At 65.8% G+C, this 12,453-nt stretch carries 9 protein-coding genes; 6 read left to right on the top strand and 3 right to left on the bottom strand.

The window, feature by feature from the left end:
- Positions 1-8 precede the first annotated feature (8 nt).
- The gene (locus tag AB5Y54_RS02820) at positions 9-1,169 is read left to right on the top strand and encodes a patatin-like phospholipase family protein (protein ID WP_010673432.1); all 1,161 of its coding nucleotides are present in this window, start codon (positions 9-11) and stop codon (positions 1,167-1,169) included.
- Between the two features lie 27 nt (positions 1,170-1,196).
- Here the strand turns inward: AB5Y54_RS02820 and AB5Y54_RS02815 are convergent, their stop codons facing one another.
- A complete protein-coding gene (locus AB5Y54_RS02815) occupies positions 1,197-3,149 on the bottom strand; it encodes a cation:proton antiporter (protein WP_368153196.1) in 1,953 nt (650 codons plus the stop codon).
- A gap of 187 nt (positions 3,150-3,336) precedes the next feature.
- Between AB5Y54_RS02815 and AB5Y54_RS02810 the strand changes: the two genes are divergently transcribed.
- Positions 3,337-4,263 (top strand): GGDEF domain-containing protein, encoded by a 927-nt coding sequence (locus AB5Y54_RS02810; protein ID WP_216986770.1) that lies wholly within the window; start codon positions 3,337-3,339, stop codon positions 4,261-4,263.
- Positions 4,264-4,306: 43 nt separating this feature from the next.
- Here the strand turns inward: AB5Y54_RS02810 and tilS are convergent, their stop codons facing one another.
- Complete coding sequence (gene tilS, locus AB5Y54_RS02805; protein ID WP_368153194.1) at positions 4,307-5,641, bottom strand: tRNA lysidine(34) synthetase TilS; 1,335 nt, start codon at positions 5,639-5,641, stop codon at positions 4,307-4,309.
- A 129-nt stretch (positions 5,642-5,770) separates the two neighbouring features.
- Here tilS and AB5Y54_RS02800 point away from each other — a divergent pair, with 129 nt between their 5' ends.
- From AB5Y54_RS02800 to AB5Y54_RS02785, 4 genes are all read left to right on the top strand, one after another.
- The gene (locus AB5Y54_RS02800; RefSeq protein WP_368153192.1) at positions 5,771-7,801 is read left to right on the top strand and encodes a M13 family metallopeptidase; all 2,031 of its coding nucleotides are present in this window, start codon (positions 5,771-5,773) and stop codon (positions 7,799-7,801) included.
- Positions 7,802-7,913: 112 nt separating this feature from the next.
- Entirely contained in the window at positions 7,914-8,351 is a 438-nt protein-coding gene (locus AB5Y54_RS02795; RefSeq protein WP_368153191.1) for a PliI family lysozyme inhibitor of I-type lysozyme, read from the top strand.
- A 350-nt stretch (positions 8,352-8,701) separates the two neighbouring features.
- A complete protein-coding gene (locus AB5Y54_RS02790; protein ID WP_368153190.1) occupies positions 8,702-10,429 on the top strand; it encodes an ABC-F family ATP-binding cassette domain-containing protein in 1,728 nt (575 codons plus the stop codon).
- A 72-nt stretch (positions 10,430-10,501) separates the two neighbouring features.
- Positions 10,502-11,038 (top strand): GNAT family N-acetyltransferase, encoded by a 537-nt coding sequence (locus AB5Y54_RS02785; RefSeq protein WP_048208168.1) that lies wholly within the window; start codon positions 10,502-10,504, stop codon positions 11,036-11,038.
- A 43-nt stretch (positions 11,039-11,081) separates the two neighbouring features.
- Here the strand turns inward: AB5Y54_RS02785 and yjeH are convergent, their stop codons facing one another.
- Positions 11,082-12,362: an L-methionine/branched-chain amino acid transporter gene (gene yjeH, locus AB5Y54_RS02780; protein WP_042015548.1), complete on the bottom strand. Its 1,281-nt coding sequence runs from the start codon at positions 12,360-12,362 to the stop codon at positions 11,082-11,084.
- Between the last annotated feature and the right edge of the window lie 91 nt (positions 12,363-12,453).

Raw genomic sequence — 12,453 nt, 5'->3', positions numbered from 1 at the left:
GCACCCTCATGGCCAGACCCAATACTGCTCTTCTGCTGACTGGTGGTGGTGCCCGCGCCGCCTATCAGGTCGGCGCACTCAAGGCGGTGGCCGAACTCTACCCCCGCAACATCGGCATCCCCTTCCCCATTTTGTGCGGCACCTCGGCGGGGGCTCTCAACATCACGGCGCTGGCGTGCTACGCCTCCTGTTTCCATCTGGGGGTGCGCAAGCTGGAGTGGGTCTGGCGACGTTTCGAGACCCACCACATCTTCGACTTCCACCCCTGCCAACTGCTGTGGCGCACCCTCTATCAGGGCTCGGCCGGCCTCATCACCCCCCAGAGCAACCGCGCCTTTCACCTGTTTGACAACGCCCCCCTGCGCCGTCTGCTGGATCAGCTCATCGACTATCACCGCATCGATGACAACATCCTCTACGGCAGCCTGGAGGCCATCGCCATCACGGCCTCCGACTACGATGACGGCCTCTCCACTACCTTCTTCCAGGGGCGGGCCGAACATCAGCCCTGGGAGCGCGCCAGACGACGTGGCCTGCGTACCCTGCTCACCTCGGATCATCTGCTGGCCTCGTCGGCGCTGCCCTTTGTCTTTCCCGCCACCCCCATCGGCGATCGCGTCTACGGGGATGGCTCCATCCACCAGCTGAGCCCGCTCAGTCCCGCCATCCACCTGGGGGCGGAGCGGATCCTGCTGGTGACCCTGGACTCCCCTCACAGGGAGAACCCGACTCCCCGCCAGGGGCACCTGACCAGCTCCAACATCGCGAGCCATCTGCTCAACACCGTCTTCTCCGACACCCTCAATTCGGATCTGGAGCGGCTCGGGCGCATCAACCAGACCCTTTCCCTCATTCCGGCACGGGAGCGCAGTCGGCTGAAACTGCGCCAGGTGGAGACCTGCGTGATCCGCCCCAGCCAGGATCTCGACCTCATCGCCCTCGAATACCTCCCACGGTTGCCGACCCAGCTGCGCCGTCTGCTGCGAGTGCTCGGGGTCAACGGCGAAGAGAGCAGCAGCCTGGCCAGCTTCCTGATGTTTGACCCCGGCTATTGCCAGCGGCTCATCAAGCTGGGATACCAGGACGCGCTGGATCACCGCCAACGCATCGAGGCCTTCCTCGACCTGCCGGGCAGCGGGAGGCAGCAGCAGTTTCGCGAAGAGGCCTGAGGGGCCTTATCCCATGGCAAGGAGATCCTAGCGTCCCTCCAGCAGGCGCTGCTCGGCCTGTTCCATGGCCACGGCCGTGCCGAAAAGTACCAGGGTATCTCCCGCCGCCAGCACCAGCTCGCGCCTGGGATCCAGGCTGCGCTCCCCGCGATGAATCGCCTTGATGCGCACCTCTCCCAGGGCGAGATCCCGTACCCTGTGTCCCACCGCCCAGGCCTGGTCGTGCAGCAGCACGGGATGCAGCCGCTCGAGCAGTTGATCCGTCTCCAGATTGCCCGCACTCTTGCCGCCCCAGTAGAAACCGTGCAGAAAGCGATACTGGCTGCTGCGCTCGTGCTCCATGCGCCGGATCACCCGGCCGATGGGAATGTCGCAGTTGAGCAGCAGGTGGGAGACCAGCATCAGGGCTCCCTCCTGGGATTCGGGGATCACCTCGAAGGCGCCGGCCTGCTTGTAGTGTTCGAGGAAACTGTCATCCCGGGTACGCACCAGCACCTTGATCTCCCCCGCCAGCTCCCGGATCAGCATCAGCATGGCATCGACTCGCTTGCGATCGTCGAAGGTGATGATCACCAGCCGCGCCCGCAGCAGACCGGCCGCCAGCAGGATGTCGCGCCGACTGGCATCGCCGAACGCCACCTGTTCCCCCGCCAGCTTGGCCTCGCTCACCCGCTCGGGATCGAGATCCAGGGCCAGGAAGGGGATCTCTTCGAGCTTGAGAAAGCGGGCACAGGTTTGGCCGGTGCGTCCGAACCCGGCGATGATGACGTGCTGGTGTTTGCTCAGGCCCGACTGAGCCACCTCGGCGCGAGAGAGCAGGGCACTGTCGGTGAGGGAGTGGGCAAGCCCCAGCGCCCGCAACACCAGCCAGGGGGTGAGGGCGATGGAGATGACACCGATGCCGATGAGCAGAGAGACCAGCTGGTGATCCAGCAAGCCGTGATGACTCGCCAGCGCCAGCAGCACAAAACCGAACTCCCCGACCTGGCTCAACATGATGCCGGCGGCCATGGCGTCGCGCTTGCGCTCCCCCATCAGGCGGCCCGCCAGCAATATGAGCAGCGACTTGCACAGGATGAGCCCCGTCACACAGGCCAGCACCTGCCACCAGGCGTCCGCCACCAGCGCCCAGTCCATGGTCATGCCGATGGTAATGAAGAAGAGCCCCATCAACACGTCGCGAAACGGCTTGATGTCCACCTCGAGCTGATGACGATAGTGGGACTCCCCCAGCATCATGCCCGCCAGAAAGGCACCGAGCGCCATGGAGAGTCCCATCCACTGGGTCAGGGAGGCCGCCAGCAATGCCACCAGCAGGGCACTCAGTACGAAGAGTTCATCTGAACGTGCGCGCGCCACCTCGAAAAACAGCATGGGCAGCAGCCACTTCCCCACCGCCAGCAGCACGAAGAGCGCAAACAACCCCTTGAGGGAGGCCCAGGCGACCTCCGCCAGCAGGGCGCTGCCCTGCACCTCGGGCTGGGCCAGGATGGGGATCATCACCAGCAGGGGCACCACGGCAAGATCCTGGAACAGCAGCACGCTCACCCCGAGCTGGGCTCGCCGGGTATGGAGCTGCTTGAGCTCTCCGAGCTGCTTGATCACCACGGCGGTGGAGGAGAGCGCCAGGGTGCCTGACACCACCAGCGCCTGGGCCAGACTCAGCCCCCACCACCAGCCGAGCCCGAAAAACAGCAGTGAGGTGAGCAGCACCTGCAGGCTGCCGACCCCCAGCACCAGCTTGCGCATGGCGAGCAGACGCGGCAGGGAGAACTCGAGCCCGAGGGAGAACATCAGGAACACGATGCCAAGCTCCCCTATGGTCTGCATCATGGCCTGACCCGTGACGATGGCCACGCCATGGGGGCCGAGCAGCATGCCGGCAAACAGATAGGCAAGGATCACCGGCTGGCCGAGGCGCCGGAAAATGGCCACCAGCACAACGGCGAAGATCAGCAGGATCAACACATCGGCGTACACCCATCCCTCTCCTTCATCTGCCCGGCACCCTCTTCCCTGCAAGCACAGCGCCCGCTCCCCATATGGCACACCACTCGCTCAGCGGCAGGGATTTCCCCTCCCGTTTCATCCCGTTAAGCCTAGCCAGCCCCCTTGTTTTTCATCGGACATATTTTAGGCACAGGGCTTGCAAGAGCCTGCGCAATGAATGGAGAGGTGTAAGGGCTGTAACGTGGAAAACACATCGTCATTGAACGGCTTCGGACATGGCATAGAGCAGTGGGTACAGCAGATGGAGCGGCTTGCGCCCTTGACCGGGCAGGACCGCTATCAGCAGATAGAGCAGTTGCTGGGGCAACGGGATCTTGACGCCCTGCTGGCAATCTTTGCCGAGCGGGTGGCAAACATTGTCCGGATCCACTCGCTCCAGTTCGACTCTGGCCAGCCCCATCCCCTCATCTCGCACCCGCCCCAGGCCAGGCTGACCCTGCATGCCTATCGCTTCGAGCTGCGGGGACGACACGAGCAGTTGCTCGGCCAGTTGCACTACGAGCTGGAGCACCCCCTGAGCGACGGCCAGAGGCGGTTGCTTGAGCAATATCATCAGCTGTTCAGTCTCACCCTGCCCCTCTATCTGCGGCTGGATCGGCTGGAACAGCAGGTGCGGCTCGACCACCTGACCGGGCTTGGCAATCGCGCCTACTTCGATGAGGCCATCGGCCGGGCGGTGGAGCAACACAGCCGGGAACCCCACGGCCTGGTGTTGGTGCTGCTGGATCTCGACAGATTCAAGCAGGTCAATGACACCTGGGGCCACCCGGTGGGCGACCTGGTGCTAAGCCGCTTCGCCCAGTTGCTGCAGGGGTGCATTCGCGGGACGGATCAGGCGTTTCGCCTCGGCGGGGACGAGTTTGCCCTGCTGCTGCAACCCGCGGACCCCGAGGCCTGGCGCCCGGTCTGGCTGCGGTTGCAACATGTGCTCCACAGCCACAAGGAGCTCAGCGCCTTCTCGGTGGGGTGCAGCCTGGGAGCCGCCAGCTGGCAGTCGGGCATGGATGTGCAGCGCCTCTACGAGACGGCCGATACCCATCTCTACGCCCGCAAGAAAGCCGGGGGCTCCGGCCTGCCCGAATAGGGCATCACCCTTTCGCCTCCCGGCCCCCTGTCACTCTGCGATGTCAATCCGCATCCGGGATGACGGGGGGCCGCCACTCCCACGCCACCCCCTTTTCTGGCGCCAGAAATCCGTCGCAGACAAAGAGCCCGGCCACCAGTGCCACCTGTTCACCGTAGTAGAGGATGGGAATGCGCCCCCGCTGCCAGGAGGGCACCCCGTACTCTTGCAGCAGCTTCTTGAGCCGCCGGCTGCCCACCCGCCCCACCGGTTTCAGCATGACGCCGGGGGCGACCTGAAAACGCACCGAGAGCGGCTCGTCCCCCTTCGGTGTCCGCAACCCTTCGCCATCCGTTCTCCAGAGCCTGAACTGCCCAAGCCCGTCCGGCAGGGTGAGCGTCTCTTCCATCCGGATGGGCAGCACCTCCTCGCGGGGGGCGAGATCCGGCGCCACCAGGTAGAGGCGCCCCTGATAGCGGCGGCACGCCAACCCTTGCAGGCTCAGCCTGGGGTTGGCGTCATCGCGCGCCAGCGCCACCTCCTGCCACAGCAGGCCCAGCAGCTCGCGGGAGGGCATCTCTCCCCCCTGGCGGCGGATCCAGTGGCGCAGCAGGTTGTTACGCCGCACGGGGGAGAGGGAGAGGAGTCCGTCAATGCGCAGCCCTTCTCCCTCACCCACCGCCTGCCAGTCCGCCTCGGCCAGCTCGCCGATGAGCGCCTCCTGCTCGGCGCACAGGGCCATGGTGCGCGCCGTCGTCCGGGCCATGGCGGGCCAGCGGTCCTTGAGCAGGGGGATGATCTGCTGGCGCAGGAAGTTGCGGTCATAGCTCGGGTCCTCGTTGCTCTCATCCTCAACCCAGCCATAAGGAAGTGACTGCGCGGCTTGCGCCAGCTCGGCCCGGCTCATGTCGAGCAAGGGGCGCAACAGATGGCCTGCGGCAAAAGGCTGGCTCGCCACCATGCCCGCCAGCCCGCGCAGACCGGCCCCCCGCTTGAGCGCCAGCAGCAGGGTCTCCAGCTGATCGTCCTGATGGTGAGCGGTGAGCAGCCACTCCCCTTCCCCCAGGTGGGCGGCGAGTCGCTCATAACGCGCCGCCCGCGCCTGGGCCTCCAGGCTCTCCCCGTTGCCCCGACAGAGCTGCACCCGCTCCACGATGAGGGGCACCGCCAGTTGCCGGCACACCCCTTCGCAGTGAGCCACCCAGTCGTCGGCATGTGGGCTCAGGCCGTGATGAACGTGCAGGGCGTTCAGGGCGAGGCCGTGGGCGCGGGCAAAACGGGCCGCCAGCACCAGCAAGACGGTGGAGTCGAGCCCGCCGCTGAAAGCCACCAGCAGACCGCGGGAACCTTCCGGCGCGGGCAGGGTCTGACAAAAACGAGAATAAATACGAGAAATCATAGGCTTCCCCAATACGACCAGGCCGATCTTAGCAGAGTCGGGCTTATCAAGCGCTAACCCGGCTGCTAGAGTGAATCGCTCCCTGCGTGGGCAAGGAAGCCATATAACCCGAATTGGAATAAAACCATAATGAACAACAAGAAACACATCCTGGCCACCCTCGTCGGGCTGGCCCTGCTGGCCGGTTGCAGTCAGGCACCGAGCCAACCGGACAAACACTCCGGCCTTGCGCTGGCCAACATGGACACCAGCGTCAAGCCTGGTGACGACTTCTTCCGCTACGTGAACGGCCACTGGCTCGCCACGGCCAAGATCCCCGATGACCGGCCCGCCGACGGCGCCTTCTACCTGCTGCGGGACAAATCCCTGGCGGACGTGCGGGTGCTGGTGGAGGGGCTGGATGGCAAAGCCGCCGCCGGTACCCCGGCCCAGCAGATCAACGACCTCTACCAGAGCTATCTGGATCAGGCCGCCCGCAACGCCAAGGGCACCACGCCCCTGCTGCCGATGCTGAGCGAGATAGAGCAGATCAGCACACCGCAGGATCTCGCCCGCGCCTTCGCCAAGAGCGCCCGCACCGGTGGCGGCTCCCCCTTCGGTTTCTGGATAGACGCCGACGCCAAGGCCCCTGACAGCTATGCCGTCTACCTCTACCAGGCCGGCCTCGGCCTGCCGGATCGGGACTACTACCTCAAGCGCGACCCCAACAGCCAGGCGCTGCTGCACAAGTACGAGCAGCACATCGCCGCCATGCTGAGCCGCTTCGGTGAGACGGATGCCCAGGCCAAGGCGAAACGCATCCTGGCCCTCGAGACCAGGCTCGCCCAGATCCAGTGGGACAACGTGGCCCTGCGAGACAGAGAGAAGAACTACAACAAGGGACCGGTGAGCGAGCTGGGGCGCCTCGCCCCCGCCATCGACTGGGACGCCTACCTGGCCCAGGCTGGCCTTGCGGGGCAGCAGAGCCTGGTCATCGGCCAGCCCACCTACCTCTCGGCTCTGAACGAGGTGATGCAGCAGACTCCGGTCGCTGACTGGCAGGCCTACCTCAAGTGGCAGCTCATCACCGATTACGCCCCCTACCTCGACAGCCAGACCGATGCCCAGAATTTTGCCTTCTTCGGCACCGCTCTTAGCGGCACGCCCAAGCAGCGCGCCCCCTGGGAGCGGGCCCTCGGGGTACTGGACAACAATCTTGGGGAGGCGGTGGGCAAGCTCTATGTCGAGCGCTACTTCCCGCCAGCGGCCAAGGCCCGTATGGAGCAGCTGGTGGAGAACCTGCGCACCGCCTACGGCCAGAGCATCCAGGAGCTGGACTGGATGTCCCCGGCCACCAAGACACAGGCCCTCGAGAAGCTCGCCAAGTTCAGACCCAAGATCGGCTACCCGGACAAGTGGAAGGACTACAGCGCCATCACCATTCGCCCCGACGATCTGGTGGGCAACCTGCAGCGGGCCCGCGCCTTCGAATACGCCGACAACCTGGCGCGCCTCGGCAAGCCGGTCGATCGGGACGAGTGGCACATGTCACCCCAGACGGTGAACGCCTACTACAACCCGAGCAACAACGAGATCGTCTTCCCGGCCGCCATTTTGCAGCCCCCCTTCTTCGACATGACGGCGGACGATGCGGTCAACTACGGCGCCATCGGCGGGGTGATCGGCCATGAGATGGGCCACGGTTTTGATGATCAGGGGGCCAAATCCGACGGTGACGGCGTGATGCGCGACTGGTGGACGCCGGCGGATCTCAAGGAGTTTCGCTTCCGCACCAGCCGGCTGGTGGCCCAGTACAACCGCTTCGAGCCCATCAAGGGCCAGTACGTCAACGGCCAGTTTACCCTGGGGGAGAACATCGGCGATCTCGGCGGCCTCACCATCGCCCACAAGGCCTACCTGCTCTCCCTGGATGGCAAGGAGGCCCCGGTGCTGGACGGTTTTACCGGCGAGCAGCGCTTCTTCCTCGGCTGGGCCCAGGTGTGGAAGGGCATGTATCGCCCCGAGCTGATGCAGATGCTGCTCGCCTCGGATCCCCACTCGCCGCCGGAATACCGGGTCAACGGCGTGGTACCGAACATCCCCGCCTTCTACGAGGCGTTCAAGATCCAGCCCGGCGACAAGCTCTATCTGGACCCGGCCAAACGGGTCAAGATATGGTGATGACAACCCGGGCAGGGGGCGGTCGACCAGCGGCCCCCTGCCCGCTTCCGACGTGGCAGGGAAGCGTCCCCTGCCCGTCACAGACACACAAGCAGCAACAAGGGTCCTCTCCATGAAAGTCTTATTCCTTACTCTCGGCCTGCTCACCCTTCCCCTCGCCAGCCAGGCGGCGGATGGCTTCTTCAAACAGCTGACACTTCCCTCCGGCCAGGTGGTGACCGTCAGCGAAGGGCGCGCCGAGCCCGCCTCCACCGGCAGCTACGACGTGCGCCTCTACTCCGGTGCCAACCCGCAGTTTCCGCTGGATCAGTTCATCGACGGCAAGGTGCTGCCGCGCGATGGCAGTATCAAGGAGATCAAGCTGCTGGATCTCAACGGCGACAAGCAGCCTGAAGTCATCGTCGTGGTGGAGAGCGCCGGCAGCGGCAGCTACCTGAGCGCCGACGCCCTCACCATCAATCCCCAGGAGGGGCTGGAGAGCTTCAACCACGTGGAGGGGCTGGCCCCCAGTGACGATGTGATTGAGGCCCTCAAGACCCCCCGCGACTGACCCCCCACGCCCCGTATCACGGGGCGTTTTTTTACCCCGCGCCTCCCGATGCGGTGCCCACGGCCCCCCACAGGGCGGATGGACGACTGTTTTTTTCTGTGCCTATAATCGCCGCACCGTGCCATAACGAAACACAAGGAGGTAAAAAATGGTTATCCAAGCGTGTCCGATGTTCTCGGCTCGCCTGTTCGGCACATTCAAGTGCTCTTGCCTGCATACCATCGCGCTGCGATAGCGGGTTCGAGCAAAGCCGACTCCCTTCCATACCGAGACCTTTCTCGACTCTGCCGTTGTCGCCAGCGCTCCTGATGACAGGGATATCCTATCCCGCGATTTAAGAGAGCAAGAGCATGACAACCCTGATGAGTACCTATTCCCTGCAGATGAGTGCGGGGCACCTTCCCTTATTTGACCATCTCGAACTCGGCATTCGCGCAGGCGACCGACTCGGCCTGATTGGCGCCAACGGCTGCGGCAAGAGCACATTGCTCGCGCTGCTGGCGGGCGAGCGCACGCCCCAGGCCGGCCGGATCGTGCAGGCCGCCGCCTGCCGCTGCGAGTTCGTGGCCCAGCAACTGCCCGCCGGGCTTTCCACCCTCAGCACCCGCGCCGTGCTGCTGGATGCCCTGGGCAACGACCCCGCCGCCGAATGGCAGGTGGACAAGCTGCTGGCCGAACTGCAGCTGGAGGCCCAGGCCACGTTGCCGGTCAGTGCACTGAGCGGTGGCCAGCACAGCCGGCTGCAGATAGGGCGCGCCCTGCTGCGCCAACCCAACCTGCTGCTGCTCGATGAGCCCAGCAACCACCTGGACTTGCCCGCCCTGCTCTGGCTCGAGCAGTTTCTGCTGGGCTGGCGCGGCGCCTTCGTGCTGGTTTCCCACGACGCTCGCCTGCTGGACCGCGTCACGGATCAGACCCTGATCCTGCGAGATGGCCAGTTGCACCGCTTCGCCCTGCCCTGCAGCCAGGCCAGGGCGGCGCTGGCTGCCGAGGATGAGCAGGCCCGCCTGCGCCGGGCGGATGAGCAAAAGGAGATAGACCGCCTGAGCGCCAGCAGCAAGCGCCTCGCCATCTGGGGGCGGGAGCATGACAACGAGAAGCTGGTGCGCCAGGCCAAGTCCATGGAAAAGCGCATCGCCCGCCTGCAGGAGGAGCAGAGCCAGGTGGCGGCGCTGGCCCCCTGGCGGCTCGAGCTGCGCGGAGTGAGCCTGCCTGCCGACACCCTGCTGCGACTGGAGGCCCTCGACGTATCGCCGGCATCGGCACTGCCGCCGCTGCTGCGTGCCGAGGGGCTCTGGCTGCGAGCGGGGGACAGGGTTGCCCTGCTCGGTGCCAACGGCACCGGCAAGTCCTCCCTGCTGCGCCAGTGCTGGCGCGAACTGACTGACCTGAGTCCGCAGGCGGGCTGGTACTGCCACCCCGGCGCCAGCATCGCCTATTACGATCAGTCCCTGCAGCAGCTGGCTGACGACGCCACCCTGAGCGACGCGCTGTACCCCCTGGCCCCTCTGCCTGAGGTGACGCGGCGACAGGCGCTGATCCGGGCGGGCTTCCCCTATGCCCGCCACGGCCAGCAGGTGCACACCCTGAGCGGGGGCGAGCGGGCACGGCTGCTGTTTCTCGCCCTGTCCCTCGGCAGCCACCATATGCTCTGGCTCGACGAACCCACCAACCACCTGGATCTGGCGGGCAAGGAGGAGCTGGCCGAGGCGATTGCCGCCTTCCCGGGGGGCGTGCTGCTGGTCTCCCACGACCGGGAGCTGATCGAGCGCAGTTGCAACCGCTTCTGGCTGATACAGGACGGGCGCATCCAGGAGGCTCACAGTGCCGAGCGGGCCTATGCCGAGCTGCTGGGCGATGCCCCCTTGCCGCAGGCGGGCAGCCCGGCTCGATCAGGTGACCCGCAGACCGCGGCCGCCACGGGGGATGACGAAGAGGCGCTGCTGGCGCGCTGGTATGAGCTCGATGCCCTGCTCGCCGCCGATCTGGCCCGCAAGCCCAGGCACCAGACCCCGCGCCTGCAGCAGCAGTGGCGTGACGAGCTGGCGCGCCTTGCCGAGCGGCTCGGGTTTGCCTGACGCCAGCCCGGATCATCCATCTCTTGTTACGCAACACACGCGGCCAGCCACGGCTGGCCGCAAGGAGTCATCATGACATCAGCACCACCCCACATCAGGCTGGATCCCGTCACCGACACCGACCTGCCTCACATCTATCGCGGCCTCTCCGATCCCCGGGTCGTCGCCTACTACGGCGTCAGCTACGACAGCCTGGCGGCATGCCGGGCACAGATGGATTGGTATGCCGAGCTGACCCGTACCGGCCGTGGCGCCTGGCACCTCATTCGCGACCGGCACACGGGCGAGCCGCTGGGGGCCATCGGCTACAACGATGCCGACCCGACTCACCGGTGTGCCGAGCTGGGCTACTGGCTCTATCCCGAACACTGGGGCAAGGGGGTGATGAGCGCGGCGCTGCAACTCTGGCTGCCGCTCACTTACCGCACCACCGACCTGCACCGGCTGCTGGCGGTGGTGGAGGAGCCCAACCACCCCTCCGCCCGCCTGCTGGAGCGGGCCGGTTTTCATTACGAGGGCACGGCGCGGGAGTGCGAGCGCAAGGGGGATGGCTTCATCTCCCTGCGCCACTACGCCATCTTGCGCAGCGACCTGCCCGCCAGCCTGTGACCCGCAACAACAAGCCCCGCACTGCGGGGCTTTTTTTCGGGAGTTACTTGATGGCGCAGACACCCTCATCGGACGCCGAGCGGCGGCGTCTGCGCCGCCACAGGGAGAAGCCGCCATACCCCAGGCTCAGCACGACGGCATAGAGCACCTGGGTGGCGAGGGCCAGCAGCACCAGGGCACAGAGCAGCACGCTGAGGCCCGCCAGCCCCTTGCCGGTCCCCGACAACAAGCGCCAGCCGGCCGCCATGCAGAGCAGGTAGACCAGCACGAAGTTGCCGTTGGCGTAGCGGATCAACGCATCGAGGGGCAGACGTAGCCAGAGGATCAGGGTGATGGAGACGAAACAGATGGCGAGCACCCAGGCAAGGGCATGCAGGGGAGCGCCCCGGGCCGAGAGGCGAGAGAGGGAGACCGGCAGTTTGCCCTCCCGCGCCATGCTCCAGATAAGGCGCGCAAAACCTTGCAGGTAGATGTTGATGCTGGCGAAGCAGGAGAGATAGCCCAGCACCGCCACCAGCCACTTGGCGGTGGGGCCGAACAACAGGGAGAGCAGGGCCGGAATGGCGGTGGCATTGGTCGCCTCGTCCCCGTAGAGGTCATATTTGAGCACCACCAGCGAGTGCACCCAGTAGATGAGCCCCGCCAGCAGCACGCCCCCCAGCAGGGCAAGGGGGTAGTCCCGCTCTGGCCGCTTGAACTCCTCCCCCATGTGGGCGAAGGCCTCGAGCCCCACGAAACACCAGAACATCACCGCCAGCGCCGAGCCCATGGCGGGCCATTCGCTCGCCGTTGGCAGAGGCTGGGCGGCATCGCGCCAGCTGAGATCCCCCTTGACCCAGATAAGCAGGGTGAGCCCCAGAATGGCCAGGGCGATCAGCAGTTGCAGGTTGCCGGAGGAGCGCGCTCCCCGCAGCCCCAGCAGAAAGACCCCGAGCAGGGTGAGCAGCTGGATGCCCCAGAGGGTCCACTCCCCCATGTCGAACAGGGCGTGCCAGAAACCGGCGGCGATGGTGAGGGCGGCAGGCAGGCCCACCGGCAGCACCGCCAGAAACAGGAAAGCGGAGAAGCGCTCGGCGCCGTTGCCAAAGGCGAGGCCAATCAGATGGGGCGCGCCACCCGCGTGGGGATAACGCCGCCCGAGGCGGGCGAAGGTAAAGGCGATGGGCAGCACCAGGGCAATCAGCAGCAACCAGGCCCACAGCGACGCCCCTCCCGCCAGCGAGGCGGCGGTGGCCGGTACCACGAAGATCCCGGTACCGAGCAGGGAGGTGGCGAGCAGCCCCATCCCCTGCCAGAGCCCGAGATCCTTTTTCAACCCAGACATATCCTGTTGTCCCGTCTAGAAAAACATCCCGCCATGTTAGGCCGCCACCACCGCTTTGTTAAGCATTTGTGCCCATAAAAAAACCGCCCCG

This window comes from Aeromonas sp. s9 (assembly GCF_040907765.1).
Taxonomy (GTDB): domain Bacteria; phylum Pseudomonadota; class Gammaproteobacteria; order Enterobacterales; family Aeromonadaceae; genus Aeromonas; species Aeromonas caviae.
Note: the sequence above shows the minus strand (reverse complement) of the source record. Positions and strands in the feature narration are given on the sequence as shown.

Excerpts from the sequence above, each read along its gene's own strand:
- AB5Y54_RS02820 (WP_010673432.1), top strand. The coding sequence starts at position 9 with ATGGCCAGACCCAATACTGCTCTTCTGCTGACTGGTGGTGGTGCCCGC.
- AB5Y54_RS02810 (WP_216986770.1), top strand. The coding sequence starts at position 3,337 with ATGGAGAGGTGTAAGGGCTGTAACGTGGAAAACACATCGTCATTGAAC.
- tilS (WP_368153194.1), bottom strand. The coding sequence starts at position 5,641 with ATGATTTCTCGTATTTATTCTCGTTTTTGTCAGACCCTGCCCGCGCCG.
- AB5Y54_RS02800 (WP_368153192.1), top strand. The coding sequence starts at position 5,771 with ATGAACAACAAGAAACACATCCTGGCCACCCTCGTCGGGCTGGCCCTG.
- AB5Y54_RS02795 (WP_368153191.1), top strand. The coding sequence starts at position 7,914 with ATGAAAGTCTTATTCCTTACTCTCGGCCTGCTCACCCTTCCCCTCGCC.
- AB5Y54_RS02790 (WP_368153190.1), top strand. The coding sequence starts at position 8,702 with ATGACAACCCTGATGAGTACCTATTCCCTGCAGATGAGTGCGGGGCAC.
- AB5Y54_RS02785 (WP_048208168.1), top strand. The coding sequence starts at position 10,502 with ATGACATCAGCACCACCCCACATCAGGCTGGATCCCGTCACCGACACC.
- yjeH (WP_042015548.1), bottom strand. The coding sequence starts at position 12,362 with ATGTCTGGGTTGAAAAAGGATCTCGGGCTCTGGCAGGGGATGGGGCTG.